Annotated in this window: 16 protein-coding genes; 8 read left to right on the top strand and 8 right to left on the bottom strand. The window is 63.3% G+C overall.

The window, feature by feature from the left end; genetic code table 11:
- Positions 1 to 35: 35 nt before the first annotated feature.
- The 7 genes from Cth01_RS11480 to Cth01_RS11450 form a co-directional block, all read right to left on the bottom strand.
- The gene (locus tag Cth01_RS11480) at positions 36 to 935 is read right to left on the bottom strand and encodes an arginase family protein (RefSeq protein WP_080746884.1); all 900 of its coding nucleotides are present in this window, start codon (positions 933 to 935) and stop codon (positions 36 to 38) included.
- Positions 932 to 1,993, bottom strand: a complete 1,062-nt coding sequence (locus Cth01_RS11475) for a GNAT family N-acetyltransferase (protein WP_045839268.1) — start codon at positions 1,991 to 1,993, stop codon at positions 932 to 934. The genes Cth01_RS11480 and Cth01_RS11475 overlap by 4 nt, the downstream gene beginning before the upstream one ends.
- 189 nt (positions 1,994 to 2,182) lie before the next feature.
- Positions 2,183 to 3,556: an aspartate aminotransferase family protein gene (locus Cth01_RS11470; protein WP_034351349.1), complete on the bottom strand. Its 1,374-nt coding sequence runs from the start codon at positions 3,554 to 3,556 to the stop codon at positions 2,183 to 2,185.
- Between the two features lie 265 nt (positions 3,557 to 3,821).
- A complete protein-coding gene (recQ, locus tag Cth01_RS11465; protein WP_045839267.1) occupies positions 3,822 to 5,732 on the bottom strand; it encodes a DNA helicase RecQ in 1,911 nt (636 codons plus the stop codon).
- A gap of 137 nt (positions 5,733 to 5,869) precedes the next feature.
- Positions 5,870 to 6,604 (bottom strand): histidine utilization transcriptional repressor HutC, encoded by a 735-nt coding sequence (gene hutC, locus Cth01_RS11460; RefSeq protein ID WP_233425156.1) that lies wholly within the window; start codon positions 6,602 to 6,604, stop codon positions 5,870 to 5,872.
- 45 nt (positions 6,605 to 6,649) lie between these two features.
- Entirely contained in the window at positions 6,650 to 7,798 is a 1,149-nt protein-coding gene (locus tag Cth01_RS11455) for an acyl-CoA dehydrogenase family protein (protein ID WP_045839265.1), read from the bottom strand.
- Positions 7,799 to 7,830: 32 nt separating this feature from the next.
- Complete coding sequence (locus Cth01_RS11450) at positions 7,831 to 9,120, bottom strand: CaiB/BaiF CoA transferase family protein (RefSeq protein ID WP_174447062.1); 1,290 nt, start codon at positions 9,118 to 9,120, stop codon at positions 7,831 to 7,833.
- Here Cth01_RS11450 and Cth01_RS11445 point away from each other — a divergent pair.
- The 6 genes from Cth01_RS11445 to hutH all read left to right on the top strand — a co-directional run bounded on the left by Cth01_RS11445 (position 9,099) and on the right by hutH (position 15,326).
- Complete coding sequence (locus Cth01_RS11445) at positions 9,099 to 10,031, top strand: LysR substrate-binding domain-containing protein (protein ID WP_080746062.1); 933 nt, start codon at positions 9,099 to 9,101, stop codon at positions 10,029 to 10,031. The genes Cth01_RS11450 and Cth01_RS11445 overlap by 22 nt on opposite strands.
- Before the next feature lie 261 nt (positions 10,032 to 10,292).
- Positions 10,293 to 11,261 carry an ABC transporter substrate-binding protein gene (locus Cth01_RS11440; RefSeq protein WP_034351357.1) on the top strand — a complete coding sequence of 323 codons (969 nt, stop codon included), beginning with the start codon at positions 10,293 to 10,295 and terminating at the stop codon, positions 11,259 to 11,261.
- Between the two features lie 17 nt (positions 11,262 to 11,278).
- Positions 11,279 to 12,142 (top strand): ABC transporter permease, encoded by an 864-nt coding sequence (locus Cth01_RS11435; RefSeq protein WP_034351359.1) that lies wholly within the window; start codon positions 11,279 to 11,281, stop codon positions 12,140 to 12,142.
- On the top strand, positions 12,142 to 12,921 hold the full coding sequence (locus tag Cth01_RS11430; RefSeq protein ID WP_034351586.1) for an ABC transporter ATP-binding protein: 780 nt from the start codon (positions 12,142 to 12,144) through the stop codon (positions 12,919 to 12,921). Before Cth01_RS11435 ends, Cth01_RS11430 begins: the two co-directional genes overlap by 1 nt.
- Positions 12,922 to 12,931: 10 nt before the next feature.
- A complete protein-coding gene (hutC, locus tag Cth01_RS11425) occupies positions 12,932 to 13,699 on the top strand; it encodes a histidine utilization transcriptional repressor HutC (RefSeq protein WP_034351361.1) in 768 nt (255 codons plus the stop codon).
- Positions 13,700 to 13,766: 67 nt separating this feature from the next.
- Complete coding sequence (gene hutH, locus Cth01_RS11420) at positions 13,767 to 15,326, top strand: histidine ammonia-lyase (protein ID WP_034406810.1); 1,560 nt, start codon at positions 13,767 to 13,769, stop codon at positions 15,324 to 15,326.
- Positions 15,327 to 15,419: 93 nt separating this feature from the next.
- Here the strand turns inward: hutH and hutC (Cth01_RS11415) are convergent, their stop codons facing one another.
- Positions 15,420 to 16,136, bottom strand: coding sequence for a histidine utilization transcriptional repressor HutC (gene hutC / locus Cth01_RS11415; RefSeq protein ID WP_045839263.1), 717 nt, complete (start codon positions 16,134 to 16,136; stop codon positions 15,420 to 15,422).
- 144 nt (positions 16,137 to 16,280) lie between these two features.
- Here hutC (Cth01_RS11415) and Cth01_RS11410 point away from each other — a divergent pair, with 144 nt between their 5' ends.
- Together Cth01_RS11410 and hutU are read left to right on the top strand one after the other, a co-directional pair.
- A complete protein-coding gene (locus Cth01_RS11410; RefSeq protein WP_045839262.1) occupies positions 16,281 to 17,750 on the top strand; it encodes a purine-cytosine permease family protein in 1,470 nt (489 codons plus the stop codon).
- 42 nt (positions 17,751 to 17,792) lie between these two features.
- Positions 17,793 to 19,490 (top strand): urocanate hydratase, encoded by a 1,698-nt coding sequence (gene hutU / locus Cth01_RS11405; protein WP_045839261.1) that lies wholly within the window; start codon positions 17,793 to 17,795, stop codon positions 19,488 to 19,490.
- Positions 19,491 to 19,494: the final 4 nt, after the last annotated feature.

The raw sequence follows: 19,494 nt of genomic DNA, 5'->3' as shown, positions 1-19,494 counted from the left end.
AAGCGAAGTGTTGAAAAGTGGCCTGTGAAATCGCTCTAACTCGTGCTGCTGAGCGCTATGCGCTGTATCAGCCGCTGGTTCAATGCATGCTGCCCGGCCTGCCAGCCGGCCAGCGTAGCAGCGTCAATCTGTGTGTCCTGGCCGTCGCCCGCGCTCATCAGTCGCTTCCACCAGGTGCCATAGTGCCATGACGACACGTCGCCCGTGATGTCACTGCCCGCGATCTGTCCGCGCAGCGCATCGATCAGCTGCACGGCCTGCTCTTCCAGCATCCGGCCCTGGTCCCAGTTGGTGCGCACGACTTCGGCGGCGAACACATCCTTGTCTATGCTCAGATACGTGTCCTGCGGCCAGTCATGCAGATGGCTGGACAGCGCCTGTACCAGCTCCGAGATATTGGCAAAGCTGCGAAACGCCTTGCCCGCGCCCAGGCGCTTGGCCCAGCCGGTGTCCACGCCGCAGCTCCAGTAGGTGAGCTTGCCGGCGCGCAGCGGCCGCAGATAGTTCTCCCAGGCGTGGGCCGAGCCTATGTCCTGCGAGGTAATGCCTGCCACATGGACCTGCGACACGGCCGGGTGCATGGCCACGCGTCGCACCCAGGAGCCGCAGTGCACACCCCAGGGAAAGCGCATATTGTCCGGGTGGTTGTCCAGCACCACCACGCGCAGCGGATGCTTGGCGCTGAAGCCCTTCTGGGCAATGCAGCGCTCGATCAGCGGCCAGCTCAGATGGTGAAAGTCGCCGCTGCCCATGAGCACGGTACCGTGCTGCGCGGGCAACTGCTCCTGCATGGCCTGGGTGAAGCGCCTGAAGCTGCGCAGGCCGCAGCCAAAGCGCACCAGCTCCTGCCATTGGGCGAGCGCAAGCCGCTTCTCCTGGAGCAGCGGGCCTACCGATTCATCGACATCCAGCACCACAGGTGTTTGTTGCATCATGCCTTGTCACTCCACTGGCGATCGCTTTCAAACAGACCGGAGAAGCGCCGGCCCAAGGCGCGCAGCACGGGATTGCGGATGAAGACCAGATGCTGCGTCATGGTGAAGCTGGCGCCGAGCTGAGCCTTGACTTCCGGGTCGGTCCAGCCCGCTACATAGTGGGACAGGCCCCGCTCCAGTGCGTATTCAAGATTGACCATCCAGCTCACGAAATAGAGATTCGCTTCGCGCGCTGCGGGGTAGGACAGGCCTATGTATTTGTCGATCAACCTGCCGTCGTGCTCGAAGCACAGATTCCAGCCCAGCAGCGCATCGCTTTGCGCGTCGCGATACTCGAACACCATGCCGCCATTGTCCGCATCGCGCAGCAAGTCGGCAAAGAAGCTGCGCGTGAGTTTGTCGAAGTGAATGTCGCTTTGCGCGTACACCGCATCAAACAGCGCATAGTAGGCATCCACCTGGGCATCAGCGGCAAAGGCTGCGCCGGTAGGGATACGCTGTACGGAGAGCTGTGCGCGGCTTTTGAGCTTGCGCCTGAGGCTGCTGCGGCGGTTTTTGGACAGGCCGGCCAGATACTCGTCCGCACTGGCAAAGCTGATGGGCACATAGGCCAGGGCCTGGCCTTCGAGGGCAATGAACCCTTGCTCCGAAAGCGAGGAAGACAACTCCTGCGCAAAGCAGTTGTCTTCCTCGCTTAGCAAGGGCGATGCCTGGGGCAAATCCTTGATGATGGTGAGCATGGTCCGGCCCGCCACGGCGCGCAGCTGCCGCGCCAGCGTGGCCGCATCCACGCCCTGGGGCAGGGGCGCATACTCGCTGACCGTGCTGCCGATGAAGTCCGTCTTCAGCCTGAGCCTGGAGCTCAGACAGCGCCCGCCCGGCAACGACAGAAGACGCGCCTTGAGCGCGTCATCGGCTGTGGTCAGCAAATCGAAGGGGGCGGTGAATGCTGGCGCCGGCCATTCCTTCAGCAAGGCAAAGCCTTCTGGAGGATGGTTGGTGAACTGCTGCAGCAAGCCACTGGGTTCGAGCTGGTTGCGGAAATTTTCCGTCGCCATTTCGCCTTTTTGTAGTCGGTTGTGATGGCGCCTGAGTGTGTCTGCAGCGCAGAAAACTGGCACAACCCAAGCAAGAGACAGCGAGCAAGACCTGGGCGGCCTCCGCCGCCGCACAGCGAGGCTGTCGTCCCCCTCCCGAAGACAGAGGGGGAAGCGGCGGGGCCGCCTAGGCAAAGCCGCTCAGGGCGGTTACGCTTTTTTAGCCTTGCTCAGCAACTGATCCAGCAGCACCATGGCTTCGTCGATCTCGCTGCGCGAAATCATCAGCGAAGGCGCGAAGGTGATCACGTTCTTGTAGTAGCCGCCCACGTCCAGCACCAGGCCGCGCTTCTGGCCCTGGTATTCCAGGCCGCCTTCGAGGCCGATGTCCACCATCTTGTCCAGCAGCGCCTTGTTGGGCGTGAAGCCGTCCTCGGTGCAGATTTCGGCGCGCAGCGCCAGGCCCAGGCCGTCCACATCGCCGATTTCCTTGTGGCGCTTTTGCAGCTCCTTGAGGCCTTCGAGGAAGTAGGCACCCGATTCGCGCACCTGACGGCCGAAGTCCATCTCGTGGGTCATCTTCATGACTTCCAGGCCCAGGGCCGTACCCAGCGGGTTGGAGGCAAAGGTGGAATGGGTGGATCCGGGCGGGAACACCGTGGGGTTGATCAGCTCTTCGCGTGCCCACAGGCCGGACAGCGCATTCAGACCATTGGTCAGTGCCTTGGCAAACACCAGTACATCGGGCTTGATGCCGAAGTTTTCCACCGACCACAGCGTGCCGGTACGCCAGAAGCCCATCTGGATTTCGTCGACCACCATCAGCACGCCGTGATCGTCCAGCACCTTCTTCAGACCCTTGAAGAAGTTGGGAGGAGGAACCACGTAGCCGCCCGTGCCCTGAATGGGTTCCACGTAGAAGGCCGCGTATTCGCACTGGTTGGTCTTGGGGTCCCAGACCGCGTGGTATTCGTTTTCGAACTTGCGTGCGAATTCGCGCACGATCTGGTCCGCATACTCCTCGGACGTCATGCCCTTGGGACGGCGGAAGGGGTAGGGGAAGGGGATGAACTGCGCGCGGTCGCTGAAGTGGCCGAAACGGCGGCGGTAGCGGTAGCTGGAGGTGATCGAGGACGCGCCCAGCGTACGGCCGTGGTAGCCGCCTTCGAACGCGAACATCAGGCTCTTGCCGCCGCTGGCGTTGCGCACGACCTTCAGCGAGTCCTCGATGGCTTGCGCGCCGCCCACGTTGAAGTGCACGCGGCCGTCGTGGCCCCATTTGCGCTTGGCGTCTTCGGCAATGAACTTGGCCAGTTCGATCTTGGTGGGGTGCAGATACTGGCTGGCCACCTGGGGCAGCTCCTGCAGCTGCTCGATCATCTTGGCCTCAAGACGCTTGTTCTTGTAGCCGAAGTTGACGGCCGAATACCACATCTGCAGATCGAGGTAGGACGTGCCTGCATCGTCGTACATATAGCTGCCTTCGCAGCCCGTGAAAATCTTCGGAGGATTGACGTAGTGGACGGTGTCGCCAAACGAGCAGTATTTGGCTTCGTCAGCCAGCAATTGGGCAGTATTGATCACAGCAGAAAGTGCTCCGCAAAAATGGATTCGGTCAACGGTATGCGGCAGCAGTGTGCGTTTGCAATATTTCCGGGCTGTCGAGCATTTGTGTGGGAATTGTGGAGAGCTCTGCGTCGGCCAATTTTCAGCGCCGCAAATGGCGGCGACAGATGTCCGGGCGCGCGCAGCTGCCTGCAGCAGCTTGCCCGGCCCTGTTCAAAGTACGGGGCGCGGCTCGCTGCCGCTCGTCGAGGCGGCGTCCAGACCGCTGCCGAATCCGGGCCGATCAGCCCAGTGCCACCACGCGCAGCACCTCGGCGCCATAGGCATCGAGCTTCTTGGTGCCCATGCCGCTGACTCCCTGCAGCTCCTGCAGGCTCTGGGGGTTGAGTTCGGCAATCGATGCCAGCGTGGCGTCGTGGAAGATCACATAGGCCGGCAGATTGTGAGACTTGGCGACTTCGGCGCGCCAGGCCTTGAGATTGATGAAGCGAACCTGTGCGTCGGGACCCAGATTGACCGCAGCTGCATTGGAGGCCGATTTCTTGCCCTGCTTCTTGCTGCGCGATGCGGCTACGGCCTCGCGCAGCTGCACCTGTATCTCGCCCTTGAGCACGGCACGTGAGCCCGCGGCCAGACACAGGGTGTCAAACACATGGCCGCTGTTCTCGCTCACCACCTTGTGCAGGCCCAGGGCACCCGTGGCCAGCAACTGGCGCATCACGGCGCGCAGCTGCGGCTCCGAATACTCCTTGCCGATGCCGAAGGTGGATACCTTGTCATGCCCGTACTGCGTGACCTTGTCCGTCTCCTTGCCGCGCAGCACGTCCATGATGTGGCCCGCACCATAGGTCAGGCCGCTGGCCTCGTGCACGCGGAAGATGGTGGACAGCAGCTTGCGTGCCGCATCCGTGCCATCCCATAGCGCCGGCGGCTCCAGGCAGTTGTCGCAGTTGCCGCAATGGGTGCGGGCAACGGCCTGCAGTGGCTTGCCATCCAGGCTCGGCTCCTGTCCATATTGCTCGCCAAAATAGGCCAGCAGGCGTACGCGGCGGCAGTCGGTGGCCTCGGCCAGACCGAGCAGGGCATCGAGCTTGCCGCGCATCACCTGCTTGAACTGTTCCTCGGCCGGGCTTTCGTCGATCATGCGGCGCTGGTTGACCACGTCGCTGAGACCGTAGGCCATCCAGGCATCGGCGGGCAGGCCGTCGCGGCCCGCACGGCCGGTTTCCTGGTAGTAGCCCTCGATGTTCTTGGGCATGTCCACATGGGCCACAAAGCGCACATCGGGCTTGTTGATGCCCATGCCGAAGGCAATCGTGGCGCACATCACCACGCCTTCTTCGCGCAGAAAACGGTCCTGATGGTTCTGGCGCATTTCCTGGGGCAGGCCGGCGTGGTAAGGCAGGGCATTGATGCCGTTTTGCACCAGGGTCTGGGCCAGCTCCTCGACACGCTTGCGCGACTGGCAATAGACCACGCCGGCCTCGCCCTCATGCTCGCGCTCGATAAAGCGCAGCAGCTGGTTGCTGACGTCTTTTTTCTCGGCGATCTTGTAGCGGATGTTCGGGCGGTCAAAACTGCTGATGAAATGCTGGGCCGCTTCCAGCTGCAGGCGCTCGATGATGTCGGCGCGCGTCAGCGCATCGGCCGTGGCCGTCAGCGCGATGCGCGGCACATCGGCATAGCGCTGGTGCAGCACACTCAGCGCGCGGTATTCGGGGCGGAAGTCGTGCCCCCACTGGCTCACGCAATGCGCTTCGTCGATGGCGAACAGCGACAGCTTGCCCTGGGCATGCAGATCGTCGAGCAGACCCAGAAAGCGTGGCGTGTTCAGCCGCTCGGGAGCGGCATAGAGCAGGGTGATGTCGCCGCTTTGCAGGCGCAGCTCCACCTCCTGCGTCTCGTCGTAGCTCAGGGTGGAGTTCAGATAGGCGGCGCTGATGCCGGCCTCATGCAGCGCACCGACCTGGTCGTGCATGAGCGCGATCAGCGGCGAGACCACGATCGTCACGCCGTGGCCGAGCTGCTGGCGCGCAATGGCCGGAACCTGGTAGCACAGCGATTTGCCGCCGCCCGTGGGCATGAGCACCAGCGCATCGCCGCCGTTGATGACATGCGAGACGATGGCCTGCTGGGGGCCACGGAATTGCTCGTAGCCAAAAACGGCTTGCAGAATGGATTGCGCGGAAGACACCGGGTACTCTTGAATCGATAGCTGGAGGCGCTTGCTGGATATGGGGAAGAGGCCGATTTGGCCTCTGGTGCAAGCATCAGAACTGGCCCTATTGTGCGCCGCGACCCGGCGCGCTGCCCAGGCCGGGTTATGCGCAATCAGCCAGCCTGCCCTATGGTGGAGGGCGAAAAATGCGCATCCAGCTCGTAGAGATCGGCGGGATAGGTCAGGCGCACAAAGGTGATGGGCAGCTGCCCGGTCCAGGTACGGCGGTCGATCACCAGACAGGGAAAGCCGGGCTTGATCTCCAGCAGGCCGGCGGTTTCCTCGCTGGCCGCTTCGGCACGAATGCGGTGTTCGGCCGAGCTCCAGGGCACGTGGTTGACCATCCAGGAACTGGGACTGTGCTCGGTGAACGGCTCGTGCTCGGCGTCCGGCACGGATTCGAGATTGATCAGGCGGTCTTCTATGCAGAACGGACGCGATCCCGCCATGTGCAGGCACAGCACATGGACGATCGAGGCCGACCGGGTCATGCGCATGGCCTCCATGTCCTCGCGCGTGCTGCGCCTTTGCGTGCGCCCGAGCAGCCTGCTCGAATACTCCTGGCCCATGCCCAGCACCACCTGGCGCAGATCGGGAATCTCCAGCACGGCAGAGCTGGTTTGCGGGCGCGTCACAAAGCTTCCCGCCTTGCGCTTGCGCACCAGCAGACCGGCTTCTGCCAGCTTGTTGAGCACCTTGCTCACCGTCATGCGCGAGCATTGGTAATGGACGGTCAGCTCCATCTCCGACGGGATGCGATAGCCGGGCGGCCAGCGGCCACTGAGAATGTTCTGTTCAATCTCGGTGAGAATTTTCCCGTGCAGCGACATGGAAGAGTGTTTGTCCATGGAGTGGATTACACCAGCAAATCCGGCCGGGTGCCGCTGCGCCTTCTAAGCGTTCAATACGGAGCGTGCAATGATGGTGCGCTGAATCTCGGAAGAGCCTTCGTAGATGCGCAGAATGCGGGCATCGCGCACATAGCGCTCAAGCGGCATTTCCCGGGTATAGCCGTAGCCGCCATGGATCTGCAGCGCCTCGTCGGTCACGAAGCCCACCATCTCCGAGGCGAACAGCTTGGCCATGGCCGACTGCTGGGTGAACGGCTGCCCCTGCTGGCGCAGTGCCAGGGCCTGCATGGTCAGCGCCCAGGCGGCTTCCAGGCGCAGCTTCATGTCGGCGAGCTTGAACTGTATGCCCTGCTTGTTGGCTATCGGTTCGCCGCCCACCAGGCGCTGGTTGGCCCAGTCGGCCGCCGCCCTGAGTGCGGCCTCGGCAATGCCCAGAGAGGTCGCAGCCACGTCCAGGCGGCTGTTGTCCAGCACCTTCATGGCAGTCTTGAAGCCGCTGCCCTCGGCACCGAGGCGGTTGGCGGCAGGAACGCGCACGCTGTCCAGCGAGACTTCAAAGGCATGGCCGCCGCGAATGCCCATGAGCTTCTCGGGCGACGAAATCTGTATGCCGGGCAGATCGCGCGGCACGATGAAGGCGCTGACCCCGCGTGCCGCAGCTTCCGCATCGGTCTTGGCGAACACCACCATGAAGCGGGCCTCCGCCGCATTCGAGATGAAGTGCTTGACGCCTGTGATCAGATAGTCGTCGCCGTCGCGCACGGCCCGGGTACGCATGTCTGCAGGGTGGGATCCGCCGCGCGGCTCGGTCAGCGCAAAGGCCGCCAGCCATTCCCCGCTGGCGCAGCGCGGCAGCCATTGCTCGCGCTGCGTTTCGTCGCCGGCTATGAGAACGGCATCCGTGCCCAGGTAGTGAGCACCGATCATGGACGAGGTCGCGGCGCAGGCGCGCGAGATGGCGACCAGCGACATCAGCATGGCGGTGGGGGTGACGCCCGGTCCGCCAAAGCGTTCCGGCAGATTCATGCCCATCACGCCCAGTGCGGAAAGGCCGGGCACATGGCGCGTGGCGGAAAAGGCTTCCTCGTCCATGACCTGGGCCACGGGCGCCAAGGTTTCCTCGGCAAAGCGTGCAACGGCATCGGCAACGGCCTGATCTTCTTCGGTCGCGCCCAGACGAATCAATGACATGGCGGTCTCTCCTTGTTTTCTTGCTATCAAAATCAACCCAAAGCGCCAGCTTCGCGCAAGGCGGCAATGGCATCCGTGCTGCGGCCCAGCCAGCTTTGCAGCAGCAGCTCCGTGTGTTCGCCCAGGGCCGGTGCGCGTTGCGCACGATTGGGCAGAGCGCCGTTGAAATGCACGGGCTGTGTCGGCAGCTGCAGGCCCGGGAGGCGTTCGTCCTCGACCTCGCAGAGCAGGCCACGCGAGCGGATCTGCTCGGAGTTCAGGGCCTGCTCTATGTTCCAGATGGGGGCTGCGGGAACGCCTGCCGCTTCGAGCCGCGCCACCACATCGGCCACATCGTGCTGCGTGCTCCAGCCCTCCAGCGCGGCGCGCAATGCGGGCTCGTTGGCCGAGCGGGTTTCATCGCTGGCAAAACGTGGATCGCTGGCCAGCTCGGGCAGGTTCATGGCAGCAGCGGTGGCGTCGAACAGCTTCTTGTTGAGCACGGCCAGGGCGTAATGGCCGTCACGTGCCCTGTAGACGCCAAACGGCGCCGAGAGCGGATGCCGGTTGCCCACACGCCGGGCAGGCTGGCCGGTGAACAGATAGCGCGACATCGATGTCGCCAAAAAGCTCAGCGTGGTGTCGAACATGGCGACATCGACATGCTGGCCGACTCCGGTTCTCTGCGCCTGCAACAGGGCCGCCAGTGTCGCCCAGGAAGCAAACAGGCCGGCAACCACATCGCTGACCGCCTCGCCGACCAGGGTGGGGGCGCCTTGAGGCTCGCCCGTGGCCTCCATCAGGCCGCTCATGGCCTGAACAATGATGTCGTAGGCCGGGCGGTGGGCCAGCGGGCCGGTCTGGCCAAAGCCGGAGACGCTGACATACACCAGCCGGGGATTGAGGGCGCGCAGCGTTTCGGGGCCGATGCCCAGGCGCTCGGCCACGCCCGGCCTGAAGTTCTCGACCACCACATCGACCTGCCGGGCCAGCTCATGCACCACGGCGACCGCATCCGCATGTTTGAGGTCCAGCACCAGGCTTTGCTTGTTGCGATTCATGACCGTGAACAAGGCGCTTTGCCCATTCTTCATGGGGCCGATGGCGCGGTAGTCGTCGCCCTGGGGCGGCTCCACCTTCACGACTTCCGCGCCCAGATCGGCCAGCAAGGCCGTGGACATGGGGCCCGCCAGAACCCGGGTGAAGTCCAGGATGCGGATGCCGTCCAGCGGACGGGAGGCAGTTTTTTCGGTTGATGCAAGCATGGGAGTCCTGCTGTTGATCTGAAGCGATGCCTGCATGCTGCCCAAAACATGAATCAATGGAAAATATTCATTTCCCATTCACTGGATTCAAAAAATTGATTCAGATAAATCTGCGCCAGCTCGAATATTTTGTCGCCGCGGCACGCCACGGCAGCACGGCCAAGGCGGCGCTGGCCATCAATGTTTCACAGCCCTCCATCTCCAAGGCGATTGCCGACCTGGAGGCCCAATGGAGCGAGAAGCTTTTTGTGCGCAAACATGCCGTCGGGCTGGACCTGACCGCGGCAGGGCTGGCCAGAAGCCGGGAGGCCCTGAGTCTTCTGGAGGCTGCGCAACTGCTTCAGGAGCCACGCAAGCAGGCGGTTTCCGGCACGCTGAGGCTGGGCTTTCTGAGCACGCTGGGCGCGCTGTGGATTCCGCAACTGCTCACCCAGATGCAAAAGCGCCACCCGTCCATCGACATCGAGTTGATCGAAGGGGACATCGCCTCCCTGACGCGGCAAGTGGAGCGAGGGGAGATCCATGCCGCACTGCAATATGACCTGGGCCTGGCTCGCCCTTTGCTGACCATGCACCCGGTTGCCGCGTTGCCGCCCTATGCCTTGCTGCCTGCCAGGCACGCCCTGTCTGCGGCGCCCAGCGTGAGTCTGGCGGAGCTGGCCCAGTCGCCGTTGCTGCTGATCAACCTGCCTCAGAGCAGAGAGTACTTTCTCTCGCTGTTTCGGGAGGCGGGCGTGGTTCCCACGGTGAACTATGAACTGGCGTCGATAGAGCTGGTGCGTTCCATGGTCGCCAACGGGCATGGCGTCAGCGTTCTGACCACGCGGCCGGTGGTCGACCGAACCCACGACGGCAAGCGGCTGGTCTGCAAAAGAATCAAGGGCCGCGTCGCCAAGCAGGCCGTGGTGCTGTCGGTGCCCAGGAGCAATGCCTCGGCGCTGATTGCACCATTTCTGACCGTGGCAAAAAGCGTGATTGCACCCGACTAGCGCAACGCGGGGGCTGTTTTGGTGCGCGCCCACAAGGCCGGCGGAGGCGGCTCGCGGGCGAGCGAATTGGCACATAGCTTGCTTTTGTGGATTGTTGACTCATGTCTATACAGCTGGGAAATACGGTAACTATGGCGCTCGGGTAAGCCTGTATATACATGTTCAATCAGCAATCGCAAACTTCGCTGTCTGCACTGTCGTGCAAGGCTTGAAGTCCGCATCAACAACCGAACTGCTTTGGCATCGACCGAGGAGAGTCCCATGAAATCGACACGTCGCGTTCCAATCTGGCAACTGGCATTAGCCGCAACCGTTCTAGTGTCTGCTGCACAACATGCAGCGGCTCAGGAGACCAAGATCGTCCTGGGCATGTCGGGATGGACAGGCTTTGCGCCGCTGACGCTCGCGGACAAGGCCGGGATCTTTAAGAAGAACGGCCTCAATGTCGAAATCAAGATGATTCCCCAGAAGGACCGGCATCTGGCGCTGGCCTCGGGGGCCGTGCAATGCGCCGCCACCACCGTGGAGACGCATGTGGCCTGGAACACCAATGGTGTGCCGATCGTGCAGATCTTCCAGATGGACAAGTCCTTTGGAGCGGACGGCATTGCCGTGCGCAACGACGTCAAGAACTTTGCCGATCTGAAAGGCAAGACCGTCGCCGTCAGCGCGCCGGGTACGGCTCCCTACTTCGGGCTGGCCTGGATGCTGAACAAGAACGGCATGACCATGAAGGACATCAAGACCGTGTCGCTGGAGCCCCAGCCTGCGGCACAGGCCTTTGTCTCCGGTCAGAACGATGCGGCCATGACCTATGAGCCCTACCTGTCCACGGTGCGCGCCAACCCTAGCGCAGGCAAGATTCTGGCCACCACCATCGACTACCCGATGGTGATGGATACCGTGGGCTGTGATCCCAAGTGGCTCAAGGCCAACACGGCAGCCGCCAAGGCGCTGACCCAGTCCTATTTCGATGCCATCGCCATGATCAATTCCGACAAGGAAAAGAGCTACGAAATCATGGGCGCGGCCGTCAAGCAAAGCGGCGAGCAGTTCGGCAAGTCGGCAGCCTTTCTGAAATGGTCGGACAAGGAGGCCAATCAGAAATTCTTTGCCAGCGACCTGCTGCCTTTCATGAAGGAGTCTGCTGCCATCCTCAAGGAGGCCGGCGTGATTCGCAGCATTCCTGAGAACTACGGCGTCATGTACGACGCCAGCTTCATCAAGTAAGCGCAAAGAGGTTGCACATGGAAGCGGTATCACCTTCTATCAAGTCTGCATCACCCGCATCGGTTCAGGTGGCATCGCCTTCCGTGAGGCCGGCTCGCCGGCGCTACATGGCCCCTCTGGAGCCTGTCAGCCCCAAGGCCAAATGGCTGCTCGGCACGGGCTTCTTCGTGCTGTTCCTGCTGATCTGGTCGGCCGTCACCTTTGGCGGACTGGTCTCGCCGACCTTTCTCGCCAGCCCGCTGACGATGCTGCGCGAAGGCATTTTGCTGTTCACGGAGTTCGACTTTCATCATGACATCGGCATGACCGTATGGCGCGTCATGGGGGGCTTCATATTGGCCAGCGTCGTGGCCGTGCCGCTGGGCATTGCCATGGGGGCCTGGAAGCCCGTGGAGGCGTTCTTCGAGCCCTTTGTCTCGTTCTGCCGCTACCTGCCCGCCTCGGCCTTCATCCCGCTGCTGATTCTCTGGGCCGGCGTGGGCGAAGCCCAGAAGCTGCTGGTCATCTTCATCGGCTCGGTGTTCCAGATCACCCTCATGGTGGCCGTGACCGTGGGCGGTGCGCGCAAGGACCTGGTGGAGGCCGCCTACACACTGGGCGCCAGCAATACCGGCATCGTCAAGCGGGTGCTGATTCCCGGTGCCGCCCCGGGCATCGCGGAAACCCTGCGCCTGGTGCTGGGCTGGGCCTGGACCTACGTGATCGTCGCCGAGCTGATCGGCTCGTCCTCGGGCATCGGGCACATGATCACCGACAGCCAGGCGCTGCTCAATACCGGACAGATCATCTTCGGCATCATCATCATCGGGCTCATCGGTCTGGTGTCGGATTTCATCTTCAAAACCGTCAACCGTCGCATGTTCGAATGGAGTTCCCTGTGATGAACCAGCTGTCCATTCAAGGCGTTTCGCGCACCTTCACCAGCCACAAAGGCGTCAGCACCCAGGCCTTGCTGCCGGTGGATTTCGAGGTCCGGGAGAACGATTTCGTGACCATTCTCGGCCCCTCGGGCTGCGGCAAATCGACGATGCTGCGCATTGTTGCGGGTCTGGACTTCCCGACGACAGGGCAGGTGCTGCTGGACGGGAAACTGGTGCAGGAGCCTGGCGCCGACCGCGGCATGGTGTTCCAAAGCTACACCTTGTTCCCCTGGCTGACCGTGGCGCAGAACATCCGCTTCGGGCTGCGCGAGAAAGGCGTGAGCGAAGCCATTCAGAAAGAGCGCAGCGACTACTTCATTGCCAAGGTGGGTTTGCGCGGGTTTGAGAATCACTATCCCAAGCAGCTGTCTGGAGGCATGCAGCAACGCACGGCGATCGCGCGTGCGCTGGCCAACGATCCCAAGATCCTGCTCATGGACGAGCCCTTCGGTGCGCTGGACAACCAGACCCGGGTTCTGATGCAGGAATTGCTGCTGGGCATCTGGGAGGCCGAGCGCAAGACGGTGATGTTCGTGACCCACGATATCGATGAAGCCATCTTCATGGCCAATCGCGTGGCCGTGTTCAGCGCGCGTCCGGGCCGCATCAAGGCAGACATTCCGGTCCATCTGCCGCACCCGCGCCACTACACCGTCAAGACCTCGCCCGAGTTCATGGAGCTCAAGGCCCGGTTGACGGAAGAGATTCGCGCCGAGTCACTGGCTGCGGCTGCTCACTGAGGCCTGCATCATGAATGTCCGAGACCCTGCACAGCGCAAACCGGCTCCTGCCGCCCAGATGCCGCTCGCGCTGTACCAGCAGGTCAAGGACCATGTGCTGCGCAAGATCGGCGACGGATCGCTGGCCGCCGGTGCGCGCGTACCTTCCGAGCAGGAACTGGTGAACGAGTTCGGCGTGGCGCGCATGACGGTGAACCGTGCGCTGCGCGAGCTGGCCGAGCAGGGCGTGATCGTGCGTGTGGCCGGTGTCGGCTCCTTCGTGGCCGAGGAAAAGCCGCAATCGACCCTGCTGCGCATCGCCAATATCGGTGAAGAGATCACCCAGCGCGGGCATGACCATCGCTTCGAGCTGCTCGACATGCGCCGCGAGTCCGCCTCGCCCGAGGTCGCTGCGGCGCTGGACCTGGCGGTTGGCGCCTCGGTCTTTCACCTGCACGGCGTGCACTTCGAAAACGAGCTGCCGGTCCAGATCGAAGACCGCTATGTGAACCCCCGCCTGGTCCCCGACTTCATGGACCAGGATTTCTCTGCCGTGCAACCCTCGGTCTATCTGGTGCGCAATGTGCAGTACGACCAGATCGAGCATGTGGTCGATGCGATCTTGCCTACGGCCGAGCAGGCCCGGCTGCTGCAGATGGCTCTCGACCAGCCTTGCCTGATGCTCACGCGTCGTACCTGGCTGCGCGGCGTCCCTATCACCTGGGTGCATTGCGTGCATCCGGGCATGCGCTACCGACTCGGTAGCCGTTTCCGAACCGATTCAGTGCACGGCGGCTGATCCCGGCCAGGCCCTTGAATCCCTCAGTACGTTTTTGTTTCTCTTGACTGTATAGACAGGTATAGCCATGAACACGACCACCACCCAAGAGCTCTCGAACTCCGAACTGGAACTGCATCCCGGCGAACTCACGCTGGCTCAGCTGCGCCGCATTCAGGACGGCGGCGTGCAGCTCAGCATGGCGCAGGCCGCCTATGCGGCCATGCGCAAGGCCGAGGCGCATGTGCAGCACATCGTCGATGAAGACCAGGTGGTCTACGGCATCAATACCGGTTTCGGCAAGCTGGCTTCGACCAAGATCGCCCATGAGCGTCTGGCCGAGCTGCAGCGCAATCTGGTGCTTTCGCACAGTGTCGGCACGGGCGAGCCGCTGCCGGATCATGTGGTGCGTCTGGTTCTGGCCACCAAGGCCGTGAGTCTGGCCCGCGGGCATTCGGGAGCCCGCACGGCGTTGGTGGACGCGCTGCTGGCCCTGGCCAATGCCGATGTCCTGCCCGTGATTCCCTCCAAGGGGTCGGTAGGGGCTTCGGGCGATCTGGCGCCTCTGTCGCACCTGGCCTGCGTGCTGATCGGCGAGGGGCAGGCCAAGGTGGGCGGCAAGCTCGTTTCCGGCCGTGAGGCCATGCAGCATATCGGCCTGGAGCCCTTTGTGCTCGGCCCCAAGGAAGGGCTGGCACTGCTCAATGGAACCCAGGTCTCCACCTCGCTGGCGCTTGCGGGTCTGTTCCAGGCCGAAAGCGTGCTGGCCGCAGGACTGGTCGCAGGTTGCCTGACGCTGGAAGCCATACAGGGCTCCATCAAGCCCTTCGATGCGCGCATCCACGCGGCACGCGGCCAGCAGGGACAGATCGCCGTGGCGGCTGCCGTGCGCTCGCTGCTGGACGGCAGCGCCATCGACCCCTCGCACCCCAATTGCGGGCGCGTGCAGGACCCCTATTCCATCCGCTGCGTGCCGCAGGTCATGGGCGCCTGCCTGGACAATCTCAGCCATGCCGCGCGCGTGCTGGTCATCGAAGCCAATGCAGCCTCGGACAATCCGCTGGTGTTCGATAACGGCGACGTGATTTCGGGCGGTAACTTTCATGCCGAACCCGTGGCTTTCGCCGCCGACATCATGGCCTTGGCGATCGCTGAAATCGGCGCCATCTCCGAGCGTCGCATGGCCTTGCTGCTGGACACCGGACTATCGCGCCTACCGGCCTTTCTGATCGAGGACAGCGGCGTCAACTCGGGCTTCATGATCGCCCAGGTCACGGCGGCTGCCCTGGCGGCCGAGAACCAGTGCCTGGCCCATCCCAGCAGCGTGACCAGTCTGCCCACCTCGGCCAACCAGGAAGACCATGTCTCCATGGCCACCTATGGCGCGCGTCGCCTGGCAGACATGGTCAGGAACACGGCCGTGATCGTGGGCGTGGAGGCCATGGCCGCAGTCCAGGGCATGGACTTCGACCGCCGGCTCAAGAGCTCGCCGCTGATCGAGGAGCAGTACGCGCTGATCCGCAGTCAGGTGCCCTATCTGGACAAGGACCGCTATCTGGCCCCCGATATCGAAATCATGCGTCTGTGGGCGCTGGAAACCGCCTGGCCCGAGGTGTTGCAGAGCATTCTGCCGAGCAACGCGGTCTGAGCCGCCACCATGCCGTCACGCCGCAAGCATCGGGCAAGAGCGGTTCTTGCCGTTGCGGGGCAGCGTTCCGGCTGCGCTTGCCGGGGCGGCGGGTCAGAAACTGCCGGCGAACTGGTAGCGCGAAGCCGGGTGCCACAGTGCCGAAACCGAGGCCACCTGGCCCTGGGAGCGGGTTCTGCGGCGCAATACCAGACAGGGTTCGGTGACCTCCATGCGCAAAAGCTCCGCCACCTCGGCCGTGGGCATGCTCGCTTCGATGGAGAAATTCACGCCCTGCAGCGGAGCCACGCGCACCAGGTAGGCATTGGGCGTCTGGCTTGCAAAGTCCTGGCTCAGATAGTCGGGAGCCACGGCCGGATTCACATAGCGGTCTTCGATCTGGATGGGGACATCGTTCTCGAAGTGCACGACCACGGAGTGAAACAGATGGGTGGCGGCGCTCAGCTCGAACTGGCGCAGCAGGGCGGCATCGACCTTGCAGCGCTCGAGCCGCTGCAACTCCCCCCGGTGCCGGTGGCCGCGTGCGCCAATTTCGTCGGCGATATTGCGCAGCTCCACCAGGGTGGCCTGGTACTTCTGCTGGGCCACGAAAGTGCCCGAGCCCTGGACACGCATCAGTGTTTTTTCGTCGCTGAGCTCGCGCAGCGCGCGGTTGACGGTCATGCGCGCCACATTGAACTGCTTGACCAGGGCGGCCTCGCTGGGAATGGCCTGGCCTTCCTGCCATACGCCACTTTGAATCTGCTGCAGCACATGGTCTTTGATGCGCTGGAACGCAGGTACGGCGGCGGTGGTATCGGTTCGCGACATAGGGTTTGTGTGGATCAGAAAAGCTGTCTAGATGATTGACGTGGGTGGGAGTAAATCACAAAATTCGTCTATACAACTTCGCGAAAATAAATGAAAGTTGTTCGGACATATAAGAGACATCCAGAGGGATTGACGGAGCAATTCATGAGTATTGATACAGCCACGCTGGGTTCCTCTGGCGCCATCGAGACCAGAACCATAGACATGGTTCCGGAGAGCGAGCGCCACGGCTCGCCCTCCAGCCAGTTCACCCTCTGGTTCGGAGCCAATTGCCAGATCACGGCCATTGTCGACGGAGCGCTGGCCATCGTGTTCGGCGCCGAGGCCATGACGGCCATCATCGGTCTGCTGATCGGCAACATTCTCGGCGGCATCGTCATGGCCCTGCATTCGGCCCAGGGCCCGCGCCTGGGCCTGCCCCAGATGATTTCCAGCCGCGTGCAGTTCGGCGTCAAGGGCGCGGCCCTGCCGCTGCTGCTGGTGATCCTCATGTACCTGGGCTTCGCGGCCACGGGCACGGTTCTCTCGGGCCAAGCCATCAACCGCATGTTCGATTTCTCGGCCCCGCAGACCGGCATGATCATCTTCGGCACGCTGACCGCCATCGTGGCCGTGGTGGGCTATCGCCTCATCCACGTGCTCGGCCGCGTGGCCACGGTGATCGGGCTGCTGGGCTTTGCCTACCTGGCCGTGCGCCTGGGCATGCAGTACGACGTGGCCAGCGCCTTCGGCCAGAAGCCCTTCACCTGGGCGAGCTTCCTGCTCACCATCGCGCTGTCGGCCGGCTGGCAGATGACCTTCGCGCCCTACGTCGCCGACTACTCGCGCTACCTGCCGTCCAACACGCCTACGTCGCGGGCCTTCACCACCACCTTCATGGGCAGCGTGATCGGCGCGCAGATCGCCATGACGCTGGGCGTGCTGGTCGCCGCGCTGGGGGGCCAGTTCCTGAAGAACCAGGTCGGCTTCATCGGTGACCTGGCTGGTCCGGCCGCCATCGTGATCTACCTGGTGATCGTCTCGGGCAAGCTCACGGTGAACTGCCTCAATGCCTACGGCGGCTTCATGACCATCCTGACCACGGTCAGCGGCTTCAACAACAAGACGCAGATCTCGCCCGTCGCGCGCATCGCCTACATCGTCGGCTTCGTGCTGCTGTCGCTGGTGGTGGCCTTGCTGGCCAGCGCCGACTTCCTGAACAACTTCAAGAACTTCGTGCTGCTGCTGCTCGCCGTCTTCGTGCCCTGGAGCGCGGTGAATCTGGTGGACTACTACCTGGTGTCCAAGGAGCGGGTCGACATTCCCGCGCTATACGACCCCCAGGGCCGTTATGGCAGCTACAACTTCATGGCGCTGGGTTGCTATGTGCTGGGCATCCTGGTGCAGATCCCGTTCCTGAACCAGGCGCTGTACAAGGGTCCGCTCGCCTCCATGCTGGGCGGTGCCGACATCTCCTGGATCGTCAGCCTGCTGGTGACATCGCTGGTGTACTACCCACTGGCCAAGCGGTCCATGAAGGTGCCTGCGGCCATGATCTATCCCAAGTGCAGCCCGGCCCCAGCCGTCGAGCCCGACTTCTACGCCGAGGCAACCCGCTTCCGCGCCGAGCCGTAACGCCTTTTCCATATTCTCTCCATTACTGTCAAAGGAGCAGCCATGACTACCCCTACCGATTCGCGCATCGACCCCACCCGCGTCATCCGCGCCCCTCGCGGCAACCAGCTCAGCTGCAAGAACTGGCTGACCGAAGCGGCCTACCGCATGATCCAGAACAACCTCGACCCCGAGGTCGCCGAGAACCCGCAAGCCCTGGTGGTCTACGGCGGCATCGGCCGCGCCGCCCGCAACTGGGAGTGCTACGACCAGATCCTGGCGTCCCTCAAGGAACTCAATGAGGACGAGTCCCTGCTGGTCCAGTCGGGCAAGCCTGTGGGCGTGTTCAAGACCCATCCGGGCGCGCCCCGCGTGCTGATCGCCAACTCCAACCTGGTGCCCAAGTGGGCCACCTGGGAGAAGTTCAACGAGCTGGATCGCAAGGGCCTGTTCATGTACGGCCAGATGACGGCCGGCAGCTGGATTTACATCGGCAGCCAGGGCATCGTGCAGGGCACTTTCGAGACCTTTGTCGAAGCCGGTCGCCAGCACTACAACAACGACCTGACCGGCAAGTGGATTCTCACGGCCGGCCTGGGCGGCATGGGCGGCGCCCAGCCCCTGGCCGCCACGCTGGCCGGCGCCTGCTCGCTGAACATCGAATGCAAGCAGTCCAGCATCGACTTCCGTCTGCGCACCCGCTATGTGGACAAGCAGGCCAAGGACGTCGACGACGCGCTGGCCCTGATCAAGCATCACACCGAAAAGGGTGAGGCGGTCTCCATCGCGCTGTTGGGCAATGCCGCTGAAATCCTGCCCGAGCTGGTCAAGCGCGCCAAGGCCGGCGGCCCCAAGCCCGACATCGTGACCGACCAGACTTCGGCCCACGACCTGATCAACGGCTACCTGCCCGTGGGCTGGACCGTGGCACAGTGGGAAGCAGCCGCTGCCGACCCCAGCCAGCACGCCAAGCTGACCAAGGCCGCGGCCCAGGGCTGCGCCGTGCATGTGCAGGCCATGCTGGACTTCCAGGCCATGGGCATCCCCACGGTGGACTACGGCAACAACATCCGTCAGGTGGCCTTCGACGAGGGTGTGAAGAACGCCTTCGACTTCCCCGGTTTCGTGCCCGCCTACATCCGTCCGCTGTTCTGCGAGGGCAAGGGCCCGTTCCGCTGGGTGGCGCTGTCGGGCGACCCCGAGGACATCTACAAGACCGACGCCAAGATCAAGGAGCTGTTCCCCGAGAACAAGCACACCCACCGCTGGCTGGACATGGCGCGCGAGCGCATCGCCTTCCAGGGCCTGCCCGCACGTATCTGCTGGCTGGGTCTGGGCGAGCGCCACAAGGCGGCCCTGGCCTTCAATGAAATGGTCAAGAACGGCGAACTCAAGGCCCCCATCGTCATCGGCCGCGACCACCTGGATACCGGCTCCGTGGCCAGCCCCAACCGTGAGACCGAAGCCATGAAGGACGGCACGGATGCCGTCTCCGACTGGCCGCTGCTCAACGCCCTGCTCAACACTGCCGGCGGCGCCACCTGGGTCAGCCTGCACCACGGCGGCGGCGTGGGCATGGGCTACTCGCAGCACTCCGGCATGGTCATCGTGGCCGACGGCACCGATGAAGCCGCCGCGCGGCTGGCGCGCGTGCTGGTCAACGACTGCGGCTCGGGCGTGATGCGCCATGCGGACGCAGGCTACGAGTTGGCCATTGAGACCGCACGCAAGCAGGGCCTGAAGCTGCCCATGGTGAAGTAAGCGC

It is taken from the genome of Comamonas thiooxydans (genome assembly GCF_000964545.1).
In the GTDB taxonomy this organism is placed as follows: domain Bacteria; phylum Pseudomonadota; class Gammaproteobacteria; order Burkholderiales; family Burkholderiaceae_C; genus Comamonas; species Comamonas thiooxydans.
Note: the sequence above shows the minus strand (reverse complement) of the source record. Positions and strands in the feature narration are given on the sequence as shown.